Here is a 19,201-nt window from a genome sequence, read left to right on the forward strand (position 1 = left end):
GCAGATGCCACAGGGTCAACCGCTCGTGGTGCCCGATGACGGCCTGACCACCCGGGCCCGGCGCAACACCCCGGTGCTTGCGGTGCACACCGGTCCCGGCAAGGGAAAGTCCACCGCCGCATTCGGAATGGCGTTGCGGGCGTGGAACGCCGGGATGAGCGTGGCTGTGTTCCAGTTCGTCAAGAGCGCCAAGTGGAAGGTGGGCGAGGAGTCGGCGTTCGCCGCGCTGGGCCAACTCAACGCCGAGCACGGCCTCGGCGGTGCCGTGGAGTGGCACAAGATGGGGTCGGGCTGGTCGTGGACCCGCAAGGGCGGCTCGGACGACGATCACGCCGCTGCGGCCGCCGAAGGCTGGACCGAGATCGCGACCCGCCTGCGTGAACAGCGCCACGACTTCTACGTTCTCGACGAGTTCACCTACCCGCTGAAGTGGGGGTGGGTCGACGTCGACGAGGTGGTCGAGGTGCTGCGCACCAGGCCCGGCGGCCAGCACGTCGTCATCACGGGACGCGACGCTCCCGGCCCGCTGCTCGACGCCGCCGACCTGGTGACCGAGATGAGCAAGGTCAAACACCCGATGGACGCCGGCCGCAAGGGCCAGCGCGGAATCGAATGGTGAGCGTACCCGGCGTCATCATCGGCGCCCCCTCCTCGGGAAGCGGAAAGACCACCGTCGCAACGGGTTTGATCGGTGCACTGCGGGCAGCCGGGCACCGGGTGGCGCCGTTCAAGGTCGGCCCCGACTTCATCGACCCCGGCTATCACGCGCTGGCGGCCGGCAGCCCGGGACGCAACCTGGACCCCGTCCTCGTCGGTGAGGAACTGATCGGCCCGCTGTACCGGCATGGCTCCCAGGGCTCCGACATCGCCGTGATCGAAGGCGTCATGGGCCTTTTCGACGGTCGCATCGACGAGCAGGCGGTGACCCCGGCGCGCGGATCCACCGCGGCCGTCGCCGAACTGCTCGGCGCCCCGGTGGTTCTGGTGGTCGACGCCCGCGGGCAGAGTCAGAGTATCGGCGCTGTGGTGCATGGCTTTTCGACGTTCCATCGCGGTGTGCGGATCGGCGGGGTGATCCTCAACCGGGTCGGATCGCCACGCCACGAACAGGTGCTGCGCCAGTCCTGCGACGCCGCCGGTGTCCCGGTGCTCGGCGCGATCCCGCGCCACGACGAGTTGTCGGTGCCCTCGCGTCACCTGGGTTTGGTCACCGCCGTGGAGCACGGTGAGGCGGCCCGTTCGGCGGTCGCGGCGATGACGAGCCTTATCGCCCGCCACGTGGACCTGGCCGCGGTCGCCGCGCTCGCCGGGTCCGCGGTGCAGTCCCCGGCGTGGTCGCCCCGTGACGCCATCGGAGAGCCCCTGGCGGGAGACCCGGTGGTGGCGATGGCCGCGGGCCGGGCGTTCAGCTTCGGCTACACCGAGCACACCGAACTCCTGGCCGCCGCCGGTGCGCAGGTCGTCGAGTTCGACCCGCTGTGCGAGCGCCTGCCTGCCGGGACCGCGGCGCTGGTGCTGCCGGGCGGGTTCCCCGAGCAGTACCTGCCCGAACTGGCGGCGAACACCGACCTGCGCGCCCAGATCCGCACCCTGGCCGCGCACGCGCCGGTTCAGGCCGAGTGCGGGGGACTGGCCTACCTGATGACCGAACTGGACGGGCACGCTATGTGCGGTGTGCTCAGCGGCACCGCCCGGTTCACCCCGCGGCTGACCCTCGGCTACCGCGACGCCGTGGCGGTCGCCGACTCGTCGCTCTGTGAGGCGGGCCGGCGCGTCGTCGGCCACGAATTCCACCGCACCGCAGTCGAATTCACCGATGACTACGAACCCGCGTGGGTGTTCCGGGGCACCGACGGGCAGCCGGTTCGCGACGGCGCGATCCTGGGCGGGGTGCACGCGTCGTATCTGCACACCCATGCCGCCGCCGCCCCCGCATCGGTCGCGCGGTTTGTCAGCACCGCGGCCTCAGTCACTAAGCTCGCCGGGTGACCGAGAACGCCTACCTCGTCGGACTGCGGCTGACCGGTAAGAAGGTCGTCGTGGTCGGCGGGGGAACTGTCGCGCAGCGGCGGGTGCCGGTGCTGATCGGGGCCGGCGCCGACGTGCACGTCATCGCCCGGGCCGCCACCCCGGCCGTGGAGGCGCTGGCCGAACAGAAGCCCGGCATCACGCTGCAGTTGCGCGATTATCGCGACGGCGACCTCGACGGCGCCTGGTATGCCATCGCGGCCACCGACGACCCGGCGGTCAACGCCGCGATCGTCGCCGAGGCCGAGAGCAGACAGATCTTCTGCGTGCGTGCTGACGCGGCCCGCGAGGGCACCGCGGTCACGCCCGCCTCCTTCGACCACGACGGCCTGCTGGTCGGCGTGCTCGCCGGCGGGGAGCACCGCCGGTCCGCGGCCATCCGGTCGGCCATCCGCGAGGCGTTCCAGCAGGGCGTCATCAACCCGGACACCTCCGAGGGCATGCGCGGCGGTGTCGCGCTCGTCGGTGGCGGCCCCGGGGACCCCGAACTGATCACGGTGCGGGGCCGGCGGCTGCTGGCCCGCGCCGACGTCGTCGTCGCCGACCGCTTGGCGCCCCCGGAACTGCTGGCCGAACTCGGTGCCGACGTCGAGGTCATCGACGCCGCCAAGATCCCCTACGGGCGGGCGATGGCGCAGGACGCCATCAACGCAGTTCTGGTCGACCGGGCCCGGGCCGGACAGTTCGTGGTCCGGCTCAAGGGCGGCGATCCGTTCGTGTTCGCGCGCGGCTACGAGGAGGTTCTCGCCTGCGCCGAAGCTGGGATTCCGGTCACAGTCGTGCCCGGTGTGACCAGTGCCATAGCCGTTCCGGCGCTGGCCGGAGTTCCGGTCACTCATCGCGGTGTCAATCACGAGTTCGTGGTGGTCAGCGGGCATTTGGCACCCGATCACCCGGAATCGTTAGTGAATTGGAATGCACTGGCCCAATTGTCGGGGACGTTAGTTCTGCTGATGGCCGTCGAACGTATCGAATTGTTTGCCGACGCTCTGATCTCAGGCGGCAGACCAGCGGAAACGCCGGTACTTGTGGTTCAGCACGGAACTACGGCCGCGGAACGGATTCTGACGACTACTCTCGGAGATGCGCCGATGCGAATTCGCACCGACGGCATTAGGCCGCCGGCGATCGTCGTAATCGGTCCGGTGGCGGCCTTCGCCACTTAAAGTTCTCTTAAAATTACTGTAGGGTAGCCATTCATGACGGCTCTCAACGATGCGGAGCGAGCGATGAATCGCCACGCCGACAGTTCAGAGCGCGCCCTCCCGATGCGCCTCGAGCCCAAGGCTCTGACCAAGACCAGCAAGTTCTACCCGGACTGGCTGCCGTCGCGGCGCTTCGTCGCCGCTGTCATCGCCATCGGCGGTATGCAGCTGCTGGCCACCATGGACAGCACCGTGGCGATTGTGGCGTTGCCGAAGATCCAGGACGAACTCAGCCTCTCCGACGCCGGTCGCAGCTGGGTCATCACCGCCTACGTGCTGACGTTCGGTGGTCTGATGCTGCTCGGCGGTCGCCTCGGCGACACGATCGGGCGCAAGCGCACCTTCATCGTCGGCGTCGCCCTGTTCACCATCGCCTCGATCCTGTGCGGCATCGCCTGGGACGAGGCCACCTTGGTCGTTGCGCGTTTGCTGCAGGGTGTGGGCGCGGCCATCGCCTCGCCGACCGGCCTGGCGCTGATCGCCACCACGTTCCCGAAGGGGCCGGCCCGCAACGCCGCCACCGCGATCTTCGCCGCGATGACCGGCATCGGCTCGGTGATGGGCCTGGTGGTCGGCGGCGCGCTGGTCGAGGTGTCCTGGCGGCTGGCCTTCCTGGTGAACGTGCCGATCGGCCTGGTGATGATCTACCTGGCGCGCACCACCCTGCGGGAGACCCAGCGCGAGCGGATGAAGCTCGACGCCGCGGGCGCCCTGCTGGCCACCATCGGCTGTACCGCGGCCGTGTTCGGCTTCGCCCAGGCACCCGAGAACGGCTGGCTGACGCCGGTCAGCCTGGTCTCGGCGATCGCCGCGGTGCTGGCCTTCATCGCCTTCTACTTCGTCGAGCGCCGCGCCGTCAACCCGGTGGTGCCCTTCGAGCTGTTCCGTGACCGCAACCGGCTGTCGACGTTCGCGGCGGTGTTCCTGGCCGGCGGCGTGATGTTCACCCTGACGGTGCTGATCGGCCTGTACGTGCAGGACATCATGGGCTACAGCGCGCTGAAGGCCGGTATCGGCTTCATCCCCTTCGTCATCGCCCTCGGTATCGGTCTGGGCGTCTCGTCGCAGCTGGTGTCGAAATTCCCGCCGCGGGTGCTGGTGATCGCCGGCGGTGTGCTGGTGCTGGCGGCGATGCTCTACGGCTCCACCCTCAACGGGGGCATCCCGTACTTCCCGAACCTCGTCATCCCGATCACCGTCGGCGGCATGGGCATCGGCATGATCGTCGTGCCGCTGACCGTGTCGGCCATTGCCGGCGTCGGCTTCGACCAGATCGGCCCGGTGTCGGCGATCGCGCTGATGCTGCAGAACCTGGGCGGTCCGGTGGTGCTGGCCATCATCCAGGCCGTCATCACCTCCCGCACGCTCTACCTGGGCGGTACCACCGGCCCGGTCAAGAACATGAACCCCGCGCAGTTGCACGCCCTCGACCAGGGCTACACCTACGGATTGCTGTGGGTCGCCGCGGTGGCGGTCATCGTGGGCGCGGTCGCGCTGTTCATCGGCTACACCTCTGAGCAGGTGGCTCACGCGCAGGAAGTCAAGGAAGCGATCGACGCCGGAGAGCTGTAGAGCTCGACATCGGGCAGCGAGAGCTGTAGAGCTCGACATCGGGCAGCGAGAGCTGTAGAGCTCGACATCGGGCAGCGAGAGCTGTAGAGCTCGACATCGGGCAGCGAGAGCTGTAAAGCTCGGTTGTAGAAGCGCGCCGAAGTCGGGCCCGGCTGGGGCCTGGGTAGGGTAGCTACCCATGTCTGGCGCGAGCGGTCCCCAGCCCGTCGCCAGACCGCTGGCCACCCGCATCCTCGGTGTGGCCATCGTTGCCATCACCGGCATGCAGCTGATGTCCACATTGGACGGCACGATCGTGATCGTCGCCCTGCCCCGGATGCAGGCCGAACTCGGACTGTCCGACGCCAGCAAGAGCTGGGTGATCACCGCTTACGTGCTGGCCTTCGGCGGGCTGCTGCTACTCGGCGGCCGGGTCGGCGACGCGATCGGCCACAAACGGGCCTTCCTCTCCGGCGTCGGGGTGTTCACCATCGCCTCGCTGGCCTGCGGGCTGGCCACTGAACAGTGGACGCTGATCGTGGCGCGCGCCGTGCAGGGCATGGGCGCCGCTGTGGCCGCACCGACCGGACTGGCGCTCATCGCCACCACCTACGCCGTCGGGCGTGCCCGCACTCAGGCAATGGCGGTCTCGGCGGCCATGCAGGGCCTTGGATCGGTGCTCGGCCTGGTGCTCGGCGGGGCGCTGACCGTGGTGTCGTGGCGGCTGGCTTTCCTGGTGAATGTGCCGATCGGCCTGCTGATCATCGGGATCGGGCTGACCCGGCTGGAGGAAACCCGCCACGAACGGCTCAAGCTCGACATCACCGGCGCGGTGCTGGCGACCCTGGCGTGCAGCGCAGCGGTGCTGGTGTTCACCCAGGGCCCGCCGCGCGGCTGGGTTGACCCATGGGTGATCGGTGCCGGTGTGGCCGCCGCGACATTCTTCGTGGCATTCCTGGTCGTCGAGCGCAGCGCCGACAACCCGCTGGTGCCGTTCTCGGTGTTCGACAGCCGCAGCAGGGTGGCCTCGTTCGTCGCCTACTTCCTCGCCGGCGGGGTGATGCTGACGCTCAGCGTGATGATGGGCCTGTTGGTGCAGGACGTACTGGGCTATTCACCGCTGCGCGCCGGGGTGTGTTTCATGCCGTTCGCGGCGGCCTTCGTGGCGGGCAACGTCGCGGCCACCCGGCTGGCGCTGCGGGTGGCGCCGCGCTGGGTGATCCTGGGCGGCGGCCTGCTGGTGTTGGCTGCCATGCTCTACGGCTCCACGTTGAATCGGGCGATTCCGTACTTCCCGGACCTGTTCGTCCCGATCACGGTCGGCGGCCTGGGTATCGGCATCATCTCGGTGATCCTGCCGCTGTGCACCCTGGCCAATGTGGGCCCGCGTGAGGTCGGCCCGGTGTCCTCGATCACCCTGATGGTGTTCAATCTGGGCGGGCCGCTGGTGCTGGTGGTCGTCCAGGCGGTGCAGACCTCGCGCACGCTGTATCTCGGCGGGACGACGGGCCCGGTCAAGTACATGACGCCCGCCCAGCTTGACGCGCTCGGCTACGGCTACACCTACTCGCTGCTGTGGGTGGCCGGCATCGCGGTACTGGTGGGAGTGGCTGCGCTCGGCATCGGATTCACGACCCGCGACATCGCGACCGCCCAGCACACCCGCGAAGCCGTCGAGGCCGGCGAACTCTAGACCCGACGCGCCCGCCACCGGCGGTAGCCGCCGTAAACAGCTGCTGCCACAAGGAAATTCACGAAGTAGGCCAGATCTGCACCGTGCAGCGCGGTGGCCACCGGTCCGACGATCAGGTTGGTGTGCATGAACGGCACCGCCGCGGCGAACGCCGCGAAGAAGCTCACCAGGGCCACCACACCGGCGGTGCGGTCGGTGGTCTCCTCGGCCGGGTTGACCGCGTCGCGGCCGGCGGCGCGGTAACGCCAGTCGATCGCCACAATCGCGACGAACGCCGGAATCCAGTAGCTGACGAACAGCAGCACACCCTGGAAGCGGGCCGCCATGTCACCGGAATGAAGCCACATGATCAACGCGAACGCGATCACCACGACGACGACCGCAGACACCGGCCTGCGCACCCGCACTCCGACGGTCTGCAACGCCAGCGAGCCGCTGTAGTCGTTCATCGCATTCGAGGCCACCGAGCCCAGCGCGATCACCAGCAGGGCCAGCGCGCCCAGCACGCCGCCGCCCATGATCTCGCGGACACCGGCGGCGGTCTGGTCGGTCAGCGTTCCCGCCGCGGCCACCCCGATGGCTTGCACCGCGATGTAGGCCACCGCCAGCCCGGCGAAGGTGTAGCCGAACACCGCCCTGCGTGAGGTGTCCACCGGCAGGTAGCGGCTGTAATCCGAGGCGTAGCTCGCCCACGAGATCGCCAGGCTCAGTGCGATGGTGACTTCGAGGACGAAGGCGCCGCCCAGGTCGGCGCCGGACAGGGTGGGCAGTGAGATCACCTGGTGACCGTCGATCAGCTTCCAGGCGAATACCGCGAAGGTGACGATGAGCACGACCGTCATCACCGCCTGCACACGGTGGATGACCTCGTAGCCGAACACGCCCACCACACCCTGGGCCGCCAGCACGATCACCACCGCCAGCCAGAACGGAATGCCGAGCAGCTCGGCCAGCGCCTCACCGCCGAAGAGTCCGACCAGCCCGTCCCAGGCGATCGACGACAACCACTGGATGACCGCCACCACCGATACGGTGCCGCCAAAAGCCATGCGGGCGTTGGGAAGTTGCGCCGTCCCGGTCCGCGGGCCCCAGGTGGACAGATAGCCGACCGCCAGGCAGCCGACCACCGTGCCGATCACCATGGCCAGCAGGCCGAGCCAGAAACCCAGCCCCAGCACCACGGCCAGCGTGCCGGTGAACACCACCGTCATGTTGACCTGGGGGGCGAACCACACCGTGAACAGCCGGCGCGGGTTGCCGTACCGGTTGCCGGTGGGCACCGGTGCGATGCCATGCGTCTCGACGGCCATGTCGCCGGCGTGGGTGGGCATCCGGCCGGAGTAGCTTTGGCCCGCCAGGGCAGAACCGACCGACGATGATTCAGCTGTCACCTGATCACCCTAGTGGCAGATGGGCCTACACCTCGATGGGCGGGTGCAATCGCTCCATCGTGTACTGGCGGTTGCGGCGGGCCGCCCACGCGGTGGCCGCCAGCGAACCGGCAAGCACCCCGCTCAGTACGGCCACCGCAATCCACAGCCGGTGGTCGATCCCGCCGTTGATGAGTTGGCGTAACCCGTTGACGGCGTAGGTCATCGGGTCGGCCGGATGAATCACCTGGAACGGCTTGGCGGTGGTTTCCACCGGATAGATCCCACCCGCCGACACCAGTTGCAGCATCAGGAACGCCAGTGTCACCACGCGTCCGACCGCGACGCCGAATACCGCGTTGAACGCCTGGATGATGCCGAGGAATGTGGCGATCACCAGGATGAGGAATCCGACCGTGGCCAGGGGGTAACGGGCTTTCAGGCCGACGCCGTAGTGCACCACGGCATACATGACGACGACCTGGGCGATGGCCACCAGCAGCGCCGGCCAATAGGACGCCAGCACCACGCGCAGTGCGCCGAGTCCGTTGATGATCGGGCGGGACTGCAACGGCGTCAACAACATCCAGATGATCAGCGCCCCGATGAACAGCGCCAGCGGCAGGAAGAACGGCGCGAAACCGGTGCCGAAGGTGTCGGCCGGGTTCTGGGTGACCAGATCGAGCTTCACCGGGGAGGCGACGGTCTTGGCGACGAGCTGCCGTTGCTGCGGCGTCCACGACGGCACCTGGGTGGAGCCTTCCCGTAGCTTGCCCGCCAGTTCCTGGCTGCCCGCCTTCAGTTGGCCGGTGCCGTCGGCCAACCGTTGTGCACCGGCTGCGAGTTGGCGGCTGCCGTCGGTCAGCGCGACAAGGCCGGAGCTGAGCCGCTGTGCGCCGGAGTCGAGCTGCTTGGCGCCGGACTGCAGCTTGAGGACGTCGGCGCGCAGTGTGCCGTCCACCGTATGGGTGAGGAGCATCCGCAGCTTGCTGGCGGGATCGCCGAGTTCGTCCTCGAGCCGGGTTGCGCTGTCGCGCAACCGCGCCAGGCCGTCGTCGGTGGCGGGGTCGATGCCTTGGGCGGTCAGCAGGCGGCGGGCACCGGCGAGAACATTGCCGACGTCGCGCACCGTCGGGTCGGGGTTGGCCGACAGAGTCGCGACCGCTTGATCGATGATCGCCGCCGCCTGGTTCTGGTCGATGTGTAGCGCCGCGACGCGGTCGGTTGTCGACCGGACAGCTCCGCTGAGGTGTTCGGCGGCAGCCCCGACTTCGGCCGGGTCGATGCCGAGGCTGTCGACCCGCGCCAGCACGTCGACCAGCGGTTCGGTCGCGGTGGTGATGGCAGAGCTCAGCTGGCGGGTGCCGGAGGCCAGTTGGGCTGCACCGTCGCGGGCGGTGGTCATGCTGGTCGCCAGCGTGCCCGAGCCGGTCGCGAGCTGATGTGCCCCCGAGTCTGCGGTGACCAGGCCGGAGGCCAGCCGGTCGGCTCCGTCGGCTGCGGCGGTGAGGCCCGCGCCGGCGTCGGTCAGACCGGTCAGCACGGTCCCCACGGTCTGCTCTCCGACGCTGGCGTTGACCTGGTTGATCACCTCGCGCGCAGCGTTCTGCCCGATGATCGAACCCAGATAGTTGTTGGCGTCGTTGAAGGTGAACTGCAAGCTGGCCTGGGCGGGGTCGCCTCCGGATGGGGAGGTGATGTTCGCGCTGAAATCGCGGGGGATCGTGATGGTGAAGTAGTAGGTGCCGTCGGCCAGGCCCTTGGCGGCCTCCGTTGCCGACACCTCATGCAACTGCAGTTGGCCGGATTCCGTGAGCGCTTTGGCAACCTGTTCGCCGGCCCGAAGGGGCTTGCCCTGCGCTTCGGCGCCGGTGTCCTCGTTGACCAGGGCCGCGGGCACCTTGTTCACCGCGGCGAACGGATTCCAGAACGCCCACAAATACATCGCGCCGTACAGGAGCGGCATCAATACGATGGTCGCCAAGGCGATGCGGGGGAGAAGACCTCGCGAGTAGCGCTTGAGATCGGTACCCAGCGACATTCCGGAGAGCATCGTCACCCCGTCCTTTTCTGTGTCTGAGCCAGTTCAGCCCGATCGGTGTTGGCCACCGCGATCTGTGACCGCACGGCGTGGCCGGTGACGCCGTTGACCGTGGCCGTGACGACCGTCTGGTCGGTGCCGAGGTCGATGAGCCGCTCGATGAGTAGGTCCCGGTTGACGTCACTGGTCACGAAGTCGAGGTTGCCGACGACGAGCAGCGGCGGGGTCTTGGTGTTGGCCAGCGCGATGCGGAGCAGCAGACGATCGAGTTCGGAGAGTTCCTCGAAGTACTCGGTGAGCGGGGGCAGCGGATGAGGTCCGAACACCCGGGCGCACATCGTCGTCAGTGCGGCCTGGTCTGCTCTGGACACCAGGCGGTACCACGCTGCGTCCCAACGCATTTGCTCGGTGATCAGGTCGCGCACGGTGACGGACTCGGGCACCGTGTCCAGTTCGTCGATACCGGCGAGGGCGGACAGCGCGAAGATCTGGCGGGCGCTGCGGGCGCCCAACACATCCAGATCCCCGGATTGGGGAGCCATCCGTCCTGCGATCGTCATCAACAGCGCCGTACGCCCGGATCCTGCCGGGCACACCAGGACATTGAGCCCGCCGCGCGGGATCTCGAGGTCGACGGGTCCGTAGACCGGTCCCCACGGCCCGCGCATCCGAATTCCGCGTGCCGCAACGGCAGGCGGACTGGGTTCGTCGGTGTGGTCGGCTGATTCCGGTGACACTGCGGCCTCCCCGCTCATGAGTACCCGCACATCACAACATGCACGGCCGGGGGTGCGCGTGGGAAAACCTGCGCGACGGAGATTTGTCACCGGGCGTCGTTAGGCTCCCGCTATGAGCCCCGCCCGGCCGAGCCGCCAACAGATCTCCGACGCGGTAGGACATCTGGGCTGGCGGCTGGTGCTCGGCGCGATCTACGCGGACGTCGCCACCGAATCGCTGGCTCAGTCAGCCGAGGTCGCCGCAGTGGCCGCCGAGGCGGCCGGCGGTGACGGTGACGGCCACCTCAGCGTCGACGTCCGTGCCGACCGCGCGATCCTGCGGTTGCAGTCCACCGCGCTCGGCGGAATGACCGACCTCGATGTCCGGTTGGCCCGCTCGCTGGCCACTGCTCTGAACGCGCGGGGATGGCAGCTGCGCGCGGGAACCGTTCAGGCCCTCGAGATCGCCATCGACGCCCTCGACATCGCGGGCGTCCGCCCGTTCTGGAAGGCGGTCACCGGCTACATCGACGAGCCGGGACCGTCCGACCTCAGCGACGGGCTGATCGATCCGCTGGGGCGGGGTCCGGCGATCTGGTTTCAGCAGATGGACGCGCCGCGACCGCAGCGCAATCGCATCCACCTCGACGTCGACGTCGCTCATGACGTCGCCCTTGGGCGCATCGACGCCGCGCTCGCCGCGGGCGGTGAGCTGGTGTCCGACGCCGCGGCGCCGGCCTTCTGGGTACTGGCCGACCGGGAGGGCAACGAGGTCTGCATCTGCACCTGGCAGGGGCGCGACTAAGGACAGATAGGCTGGCCCACTGTGATCACCCGCATGTCCGAGCTGTTCTTGCGCACTTTGCGCGACGACCCGGCAGACGCCGAAGTGCCCAGCCACAAACTGCTGATCCGGGCGGGCTACGTCCGACCGATCGCACCAGGCCTCTACAGCTGGCTGCCGCTGGGACTGCGGGTGCTGCGCAAGATCGAGAAGGTCGTGCGCGAGGAGATGGTGGCCATCGGAGGCCAGGAGATCCTGTTCCCGGCGCTGCTGCCTAGGGCGCCGTATGAGACCACCAACCGCTGGACCGAGTACGGCGACGGGGTGTTCCGGCTCAAGGACCGCCGGATGAACGACTACATGCTGGGCCCCACCCACGAGGAGTTCTTCACCTTGACGGTGAAGGGGGAGTACAGCTCCTACAAGGACTTTCCGGTGCTGCTGTTCCAAATCCAGACCAAGTACCGCGACGAGGCCCGCCCACGCGCCGGCATCCTGCGCGGCCGCGAGTTCGTGATGAAGGACTCGTACTCGTTCGATATCGACGAGGGTGGGCTGAAGAACGCCTACCACGCGCACCGCGACGCCTACCAGAAGATGTTCGACCGGCTGGCGATCCGCTATGTGATCGTCTCGGCGGTGTCCGGGGCGATGGGCGGTAGCGCCTCAGAGGAGTTCCTGGCCGAAAGTGAAGTCGGCGAGGACACTTTCGTGCGCTGCCTGCAGTCCGGCTACGCGGCCAACGTCGAGGCGGTCACCACCGCGGTCCCCGATGCGGTTCCGTTCGAAGGACTGCCCGAGCCGACCGTGCACGACACCGGCGACACCCCGACCATCGCCACCCTGGTCGAGTGGGCCAACTCGGCGAACCTGGGCCGGGAGATCACCGCGGCCGACACCCTCAAGAACGTGCTGCTCAAGACCCGCCAGCCCGGCGGCGACTGGGAGGTGCTGGCCATCGGCGTGCCCGGTGACCGCGAGGTCGACGACAAGCGGCTGGGGGCTGCCCTCGAGCCGGCCGACTACGCGATGCTCGACGACGCCGACTTCGCCAAGTACCCCTTCCTGAAGAAGGGATACATCGGGCCGAAAGCATTGCTGGCCAACGGTGTTCGTTACCTGGTCGATCCGCGGGTGGTCGACGGCACGTCGTGGATCACCGGAGCCGACGAGACCGGTAAACACGTCGTCGGCCTGGTGGCCGGGCGCGACTTCGTCGCCGACGGCACCATCGAAGCGGCCGAGGTGCGCGACGGCGACCCGTCACCGGACGGGGCCGGGCCGCTGGTTTCGGCGCGCGGTATCGAGATCGGCCACATCTTCCAGTTGGGCCGCAAGTACACCGACGCGTTCTCCGCCGATGTCCTCGGCGAGGACGGCAAGCCGGTACGGCTGACCATGGGTTCCTACGGCGTGGGTGTGTCGCGACTGGTCGCGGTGATCGCCGAACAGCACCATGACGGGCTCGGCCTGCGCTGGCCGACATCGGTGTCGCCGTTCGACGTGCACGTGGTGATCGCCAACAAGGATGCTGAGGCCCGCGCCGGCGCCGAGGAGCTGGCCCGCGACCTCGACCGGCTGGGCCTGGAGGTGCTGCTCGATGACCGCACCGCCTCGCCGGGGGTGAAGTTCAAGGACGCCGAACTGCTCGGGATGCCGTGGATCGTGGTGGTCGGCCGCGGTTGGGCCGACGGAATCGTGGAACTGCGCAACCGGTTCAGCCACGACAGCCGGGAAGTCCCGGCAGCGACCGCGGTCACCGAGATCGCGTCGGCGATCGCCGAAGCCCAGCCCTGACCAGCAGCCGACAGTAACCTCACGGCGGCCCAGCGCCGCTCTGGCCGCCGTGGCGTTACTGTCGGGCTACTCGCTGCCGCCGGGAAACGCTACGGTCACCGGCCACACACCCAGCACCCGGTTCCAGCGCGCGGCCATGACCGCGCATTCGGTCAGCGCTGTGACCGCGAACCGCCGGTCATCCTCCGAGGTCGCCTGCTCGATCACCGCACGCCAGGCGACCGCGCAGTCGTTCTCCATCCGCACGGCGAGCTTCGCCGCGTCGTCGGGCGTCACGACCGCAAACGGCAGCTGATAACCCACGGCCGGTAGCGGCGCCTTGGCCGATCGTCCGGTGAGCATCGCGATCGCCGCCTCCCGCCGCTCGCGGTGCTGGGCCAGCGCGTCGGACACCAGGGGGTTCTCCTCCGGCGAGCTGTGCGCCGACACGATCCCGTAGCCGTAGATCGCGGCGTGCTCGACGGCGACGGCGTCGAACAGGGCGCCCTTGTCGGCCTCCGACGGCCGGTCGGGGTCCGGCGTCGTCGACGGAGTAGGCGAGGGGGTCGGCGAGGTCACTGCGGGCGCCTCCCGGACGGCAGCGCCACCGAATACAGCGTGGTGCAGGATGCGGCGATCGATCCGAGCAGACCCGCGCGATACCCGGACAGGGTCGGCGACAGCGTGGCGGCGCTCTCGGCGGAACTGCGCAGGGTGGCGACGATCTCGTCAAGGCTCGGTGCGGGCGCGGGCGGCGCCGAAGTGGTGGTGGTCGACGGACTCGTCGTCGGCACCGGGGTCCGCGCCACGCGGGCGATCTCCTCGAGCAGTGCGGTGGCGTGCCGGGACCGTTCGGTGGCCACTTCGGTGAACGCACGGGCCAGTGCGACCGGGGCACCCGCGGCGGCCGCGGTGGCCAGCTCGCTGTCGTGGCGGGCCAGCTCTACCTGCTGCTCCAGTGGATCGGGGCCCGGCGGTTCGCCCGACCCGCAGGCCGTGATCGCGCCGCCGAACAGGGCGAGCAACGCCAGGCCGCGACCGCCGTCGGCGAGGACCCGTCGTCGGCTGATGGCGGCGCCGTGGCCGCTGTCCTGCGTGAGCACCCGAAACATCCTGCCATTGACCCGGGCTGCGCTGGCGTATCGTTGATGGCTGTTCAGGACAATTCAAGATGAGGAGCTCGCCGTGACTGGCCGGTCAACGGGATTACCGTCCCCGCAGCAGGTGATCGAGCTACTCGATGGCGAGTTCGCGCGCGCCGGATACGAAATCGAAGACGTCGCGATCAACGCACGCACCCGTCCGGCTCAGATCACCGTGATCGCCGACGGCGACACCCCCCTCGACCTGCAGACCGTCGCGGAACTGGCGCGCTCGGCCTCGGCGCTGCTCGACGAGTTCGACACCGGCAGCGAGCCCTATGTGCTGGAAGTCACCTCACCCGGGATCGATCGTCCGCTGACCGAAGAGAAGCACTTCCGCCGCGCGCATGCCCGCCTGGTGGAGGTCGAACTCGAGGACGCCGACACCGTCAAGGGCCGGCTCGGCGCGGTCTCGGACGGCGCCGTCGACCTGGTGGTACGCGGCCGCGGCGACTGGACGGTACGGCGCATTCCCCTCACTGATATTCGCAAAGCCGTTGTGCAGGTGGAGTTTTCACCACCCAATCCGCGGGAACTAGAGCTGGCCGGAGCTGCCGGAACGGAGACCGGAGCATGAACATTGACATGGCTGCCCTGCACGCGATCGAGGTCGATCGCGGCATCTCGGTCGACGAATTGGTCGACACCATCAAGTCGGCACTGCTGACCGCCTACCGCCACACCGAAGGCCATCAGCCCGACGCGCGGATCGAGATCGACCGCAAGAGCGGCGCCGTACAGGTGCTCGCCCGCGAGACCGACGAAGACGGCAACCTCATCAGCGAGTGGGACGACACCCCGGAAGGCTTCGGCCGGGTCGCGGCCACCACCGCCCGGCAGGTGATGCTGCAGCGCTTCCGCGACGCCGAGAACGAACGCAGTTACGGCGAGTTCTCCGCCAAGGAGGGCGACATCGTCGCCGGGGTCATCCAGCGCGACAACCGCGCCAACCTGCGCGGCCTGGTGGTGGTGCGCGTCGGCAGCGAGACCAAGGGCGCCGAAGGTGTCATCCCGTCCGCCGAGCAGGTTCCCGGCGAACGCTACGAGCACGGCGAGCGGCTGCGCTGCTACGTCGTCGGCGTCAGCCGCGGCGCCCGCGAACCGGTGATCACCCTGTCGCGCACCCACCCGAACCTGGTGCGCAAGCTGTTCTCCCTCGAAGTTCCCGAGATCGCCGACGGCTCGGTCGAGATCGTCGCGGTGGCCCGCGAGGCCGGCCACCGCTCCAAGATCGCCGTGCGCTCACGGGTCTCCGGACTCAACGCCAAGGGCGCCTGCATCGGCCCGATGGGGCAGCGGGTGCGCAATGTGATGAGCGAGCTGTCCGGCGAGAAGATCGACATCATCGACTACGACGAGGACCCGGCCCGGTTCGTCGCCCACGCCCTGTCCCCGGCCAAGGTGGTGTCGGTCACCGTCATAGACGCCGAAGCCCGGGCGGCGCGCGTCGTGGTGCCCGACTTCCAGCTGTCGCTGGCCATCGGCAAGGAAGGGCAGAACGCCCGGCTGGCGGCGCGACTGACCGGCTGGCGTATCGACATCCGCAGCGACGCGGCCACACCGGAGGGGACCGCCGATCCGGGCGCGGCGCACGGCGCCGGGCAGGAAAGCCCGACCTGAGGGTGGTACTGAGCAGTGCCGCGGTGACGGTAGACTGTGCCGTGATCCAGCGCGAGACTCCGGCTGCCCAAAACCGGCATCGCCGCACCGAAGGACCGGTGCGAACATGCATCGGGTGCCGGAAGCGAGAGTTGGCCGTCGATCTCCTCCGAGCGGTGGCGGTATCGAACGGGAACGGTCACTTGGCCGTCACCGTTGATACAGCAGGTAATCTCCCGGGGCGGGGTGCGTGGTTGCATCCCGACGATCGGTGCCTTGAGGCAGCGATTCGACGGCGAGCTTTCGCCCGAGCGTTGCGCATCACCGGTTCACCGGACACCACCGCGGTGGGCGAGTACCTCTCGACCGCCACGGCCCATGAAGAACAGGTAGCGAAGAACATGAGCACACCGTGAAGTTCCGACGATGACCATGCGTTGTAGCTAAACCCGAGGCGCGGCCCTACCACCGCTGTCGCCTCCTGAGTAGGAGATTCAGTGGCAGCACCCGGTAAGGCCCGCGTACACGAGTTGGCAAAGGAACTCGGTGTCAGTAGTAAGGAAGTTCTCGCCCGCCTGAGCGAACAGGGCGAATTCGTCAAATCCGCGTCGTCGACGGTGGAAGCCCCCGTCGCGCGGCGCCTCCGTGAGGCTTTCGGCGGCGGCAAGCCTGCCGCGGCCCCCAAGGCGTCCCCGGCCAAGGCCGCAGGAAACGGTGCACCCGCACCGGCCCCGGTGGCCGACGGTGGATCCGTCGCGGCCCCTTCGCCGGTTCCGGGACCCAAGCCGGCCGCTCCGGCCCCGGCGGCACCCCCGCCGGCACCGCCCGCCCCGCCCGTAGCTCCGGTTGCCCCGGCAGTGTCGGAAGTGTCGGCGGCTCCCACGGCCTCGGCTCCCACGGCCTCGGCGCCCGCGCCGTCTGAAGCGGGCCCCACGCCGGGCCCGCGTCCCGGCCCGGCCGCCCCCAAGCCCGGCATGCCCAAGCCGCCGCGCGTGGGCAACAACCCGTTCTCCAGCGCACAGCCGGTCGAACGTCCGATCCCCCGTCCGCAGGGCCCGCGTCCCGGACCCGGTGCCGGCGGCCCGCGCCCCGGCGCTCCCCGTCCGGGTGGCGCGACTCCCGGCAACATGCCGCCGCGTCCCGGCGGCGGTGCCGCCGCGCGCCCGGCCCGTCCGGGTGCTCCCCGGCCCGGCGGCGGACCCCGTCCCGGCCCCGGTGCCGGCGGCGGTCGTCCCGGTGGCGGCGGTGGCGGTAACTACCGCACCGGCGGCCCCGGTGGTGCCGGCGGTGGTGCCGGTGCTCCGGCCGCCGGTGGTGGATTCCGCGGTCGTCCCGGTGGCGGCGGTGGTGGCGCCGGTCGCCCGGGCCAGCGTGGCGGTGCGGCCGGTGCGTTCGGTCGTCCCGGTGGCGCACCTCGCCGCGGCCGTAAGTCGAAGCGGGCGAAACGCGCCGAGTACGAGAGCATGCAGGCACCGATCGTCGGCGGCGTGCGGTTGCCGCACGGCAACGGCGAGACCATCCGGCTGGCCCGCGGCGCATCGCTGAGCGATTTCGCCGAGAAGATCGATGCCAACCCGGCAGCGCTGGTGCAGGCACTGTTCAACCTGGGCGAGATGGTGACGGCCACTCAGTCGGTGGGGGATGAAACCCTCGAACTGCTGGGCGGCGAGATGAACTACGTCGTTCAGGTCGTCTCCCCGGAGGACGAGGACCGCGAACTGCTCGAGTCCTTCGACCTGACCTACGGCGAGGACGAGGGTGGTGAGGAGGATCTGGTGATCCGCCCGCCGGTCGTCACCGTCATGGGCCACGTCGACCACGGCAAGACCCGACTGCTCGACACCATCCGCAAGGCCAACGTCCGCGAGGGCGAAGCCGGCGGTATCACCCAGCACATCGGTGCCTACCAGGTGGCCGTCGAGCATGACGGCATCGAGCGCTTGATCACCTTCATCGACACCCCGGGTCACGAGGCGTTCACCGCCATGCGTGCTCGCGGTGCGAAGGCCACCGACATCGCGATCCTGGTGGTCGCCGCCGACGACGGTGTGATGCCGCAGACGGTGGAGGCCATCAACCACGCGCAGGCGGCCGATGTGCCGATCGTGGTGGCGGTCAACAAGATCGACAAGGAGGGCGCCGACCCGGCCAAGATCCGGGCCCAGCTCACCGAGTACAACCTGGTGGCCGAGGAGTACGGCGGCGACACCATGTTCGTCGACATCTCGGCGAAGAACGGTGTCAACATCCAGGCGCTGGAGGAGGCGGTTCTGTTGACCGCCGATGCCTCGCTGGACCTCCGGGCCAATCCAGATATGGAAGCTCAGGGTGTGGCGATCGAAGCGCACCTGGACCGTGGCCGTGGTCCCGTGGCCACCGTGCTCATCTCGCGCGGCACCCTGCGGGTCGGCGACTCGATCGTGGCCGGCGACGCCTATGGCCGCGTGCGGCGCATGGTCGACGAGCACGGCGATGATGTCGAAGAGGCATTCCCGTCGCGTCCGGTTCAGGTCATCGGCTTCACGTCGGTGCCCGGTGCCGGCGACAACCTGCTGGTTGTCGACGAGGATCGGATCGCCCGCCAGATCGCCGACCGGCGCAGCGCGCGCAAGCGCAACGCACTGGCGGCCCGTAGCCGTAAGCGCATCAGCCTGGACGATCTGGATGCAGCGCTGAAGGAGACGTCGCAGCTGAACTTGATCCTCAAGGGCGACAACTCCGGCACCGTGGAGGCGCTGGAGGAAGCCCTGCTGGGCATCGAGATCGGCGACGAGGTCGAGCTGCGCGTCATCGACCGCGGTGTCGGTGGTGTCACCGAAACCAACGTCAACCTGGCGTCGGCGTCGAACGCGATCATCATCGGATTCAACGTCCGTGCGGAGGGCAAGGCCACCGAGCTGGCCAACCGCGAAGGCGTCGACATCCGCTACTACTCGGTGATCTACCAGGCCATCGACGAGATCCAGGCCGCGCTCAAGGGCATGCTCAAGCCGGTCTACGAGGAGAAGGAACTCGGCCGCGCCGAGATCCGGGCGATCTTCCGGTCGTCGAAGGTCGGCAACATCGCCGGCTGCCTCGTGCAGTCGGGCATCATGCGGCGCAACGCCAAGGCGCGGTTGCTGCGTGACAATGTGGTCATCGCCGAGACGGTCACCATCTCCTCGCTCAAGCGTGAGAAGGATGACGCCACCGAGGTCCGCGAAGGTTATGAATGCGGTCTGACGCTGACGTACTCCGACATCAAAGAGGGCGACGTCATCGAGGCGTACGAGCTGGTCGAGAAAGAGCGGGTCTAG

16 protein-coding genes are annotated in these 19,201 nt (G+C 68.9%); 11 read left to right on the forward strand and 5 right to left on the reverse strand.

What is annotated here, in order from left to right:
• Positions 1-4 precede the first annotated feature (4 nt).
• The 5 genes from cobO to OG976_RS23065 all read left to right on the forward strand — a co-directional run bounded on the left by cobO (position 5) and on the right by OG976_RS23065 (position 6,477).
• The gene (cobO, locus tag OG976_RS23045; protein ID WP_328354171.1) at positions 5-619 is read left to right on the forward strand and encodes a cob(I)yrinic acid a,c-diamide adenosyltransferase; all 615 of its coding nucleotides are present in this window, start codon (positions 5-7) and stop codon (positions 617-619) included.
• The gene (locus tag OG976_RS23050) at positions 613-1,989 is read left to right on the forward strand and encodes a cobyrinate a,c-diamide synthase (RefSeq protein WP_328354174.1); all 1,377 of its coding nucleotides are present in this window, start codon (positions 613-615) and stop codon (positions 1,987-1,989) included. The genes cobO and OG976_RS23050 overlap by 7 nt, the downstream gene beginning before the upstream one ends.
• Positions 1,986-3,194: a uroporphyrinogen-III C-methyltransferase gene (gene cobA, locus OG976_RS23055; RefSeq protein WP_328354176.1), complete on the forward strand. Its 1,209-nt coding sequence runs from the start codon at positions 1,986-1,988 to the stop codon at positions 3,192-3,194. The genes OG976_RS23050 and cobA overlap by 4 nt, the downstream gene beginning before the upstream one ends.
• A 33-nt stretch (positions 3,195-3,227) precedes the next feature.
• Complete coding sequence (locus tag OG976_RS23060; protein ID WP_328354179.1) at positions 3,228-4,805, forward strand: MFS transporter; 1,578 nt, start codon at positions 3,228-3,230, stop codon at positions 4,803-4,805.
• 178 nt (positions 4,806-4,983) lie between these two features.
• Positions 4,984-6,477, forward strand: coding sequence for an MFS transporter (locus OG976_RS23065; RefSeq protein WP_328354182.1), 1,494 nt, complete (start codon positions 4,984-4,986; stop codon positions 6,475-6,477).
• Here OG976_RS23065 and OG976_RS23070 read toward each other — a convergent pair.
• From OG976_RS23070 to OG976_RS23080, 3 genes are all read right to left on the reverse strand, one after another.
• A complete protein-coding gene (locus OG976_RS23070; RefSeq protein ID WP_328363910.1) occupies positions 6,474-7,808 on the reverse strand; it encodes a purine-cytosine permease family protein in 1,335 nt (444 codons plus the stop codon). The genes OG976_RS23065 and OG976_RS23070 overlap by 4 nt on opposite strands.
• An 85-nt stretch (positions 7,809-7,893) precedes the next feature.
• Positions 7,894-9,900 carry a YhgE/Pip domain-containing protein gene (locus OG976_RS23075; RefSeq protein ID WP_328363913.1) on the reverse strand — a complete coding sequence of 669 codons (2,007 nt, stop codon included), beginning with the start codon at positions 9,898-9,900 and terminating at the stop codon, positions 7,894-7,896.
• Positions 9,901-9,902: 2 nt separating this feature from the next.
• Entirely contained in the window at positions 9,903-10,556 is a 654-nt protein-coding gene (locus OG976_RS23080; RefSeq protein ID WP_328363916.1) for an ATP-binding cassette domain-containing protein, read from the reverse strand.
• Positions 10,557-10,737: 181 nt separating this feature from the next.
• Here OG976_RS23080 and OG976_RS23085 point away from each other — a divergent pair, with 181 nt between their 5' ends.
• Positions 10,738-11,409 carry a VOC family protein gene (locus tag OG976_RS23085; protein WP_328354185.1) on the forward strand — a complete coding sequence of 224 codons (672 nt, stop codon included), beginning with the start codon at positions 10,738-10,740 and terminating at the stop codon, positions 11,407-11,409.
• A gap of 21 nt (positions 11,410-11,430) precedes the next feature.
• Positions 11,431-13,185: a proline--tRNA ligase gene (locus OG976_RS23090; protein ID WP_328354188.1), complete on the forward strand. Its 1,755-nt coding sequence runs from the start codon at positions 11,431-11,433 to the stop codon at positions 13,183-13,185.
• Between the two features lie 66 nt (positions 13,186-13,251).
• Here OG976_RS23090 and OG976_RS23095 read toward each other — a convergent pair whose 3' ends face one another.
• Together OG976_RS23095 and OG976_RS23100 are read right to left on the reverse strand one after the other, a co-directional pair.
• Positions 13,252-13,743, reverse strand: coding sequence for a ferritin-like domain-containing protein (locus tag OG976_RS23095; protein WP_328354191.1), 492 nt, complete (start codon positions 13,741-13,743; stop codon positions 13,252-13,254).
• Positions 13,740-14,276, reverse strand: coding sequence for a hypothetical protein (locus OG976_RS23100; RefSeq protein WP_442930373.1), 537 nt, complete (start codon positions 14,274-14,276; stop codon positions 13,740-13,742). The genes OG976_RS23095 and OG976_RS23100 overlap by 4 nt, the downstream gene beginning before the upstream one ends.
• A 73-nt stretch (positions 14,277-14,349) precedes the next feature.
• Between OG976_RS23100 and rimP the strand changes: the two genes are divergently transcribed.
• The 4 genes from rimP (at position 14,350) to infB (ending at position 19,201) form a co-directional block, all read left to right on the forward strand.
• Positions 14,350-14,883, forward strand: coding sequence for a ribosome maturation factor RimP (gene rimP, locus OG976_RS23105; protein WP_328354197.1), 534 nt, complete (start codon positions 14,350-14,352; stop codon positions 14,881-14,883).
• Positions 14,880-15,926 (forward strand): transcription termination factor NusA, encoded by a 1,047-nt coding sequence (nusA, locus tag OG976_RS23110; protein ID WP_328354199.1) that lies wholly within the window; start codon positions 14,880-14,882, stop codon positions 15,924-15,926. Before rimP ends, nusA begins: the two co-directional genes overlap by 4 nt.
• Before the next feature lie 155 nt (positions 15,927-16,081).
• Positions 16,082-16,321 (forward strand): DUF448 domain-containing protein, encoded by a 240-nt coding sequence (locus OG976_RS23115; RefSeq protein WP_442930561.1) that lies wholly within the window; start codon positions 16,082-16,084, stop codon positions 16,319-16,321.
• Positions 16,322-16,402: 81 nt separating this feature from the next.
• A complete protein-coding gene (gene infB, locus OG976_RS23120) occupies positions 16,403-19,201 on the forward strand; it encodes a translation initiation factor IF-2 (protein ID WP_328354205.1) in 2,799 nt (932 codons plus the stop codon).

This window comes from Mycobacterium sp. NBC_00419 (assembly GCF_036023875.1).
Lineage (GTDB): Bacteria > Actinomycetota > Actinomycetes > Mycobacteriales > Mycobacteriaceae > Mycobacterium.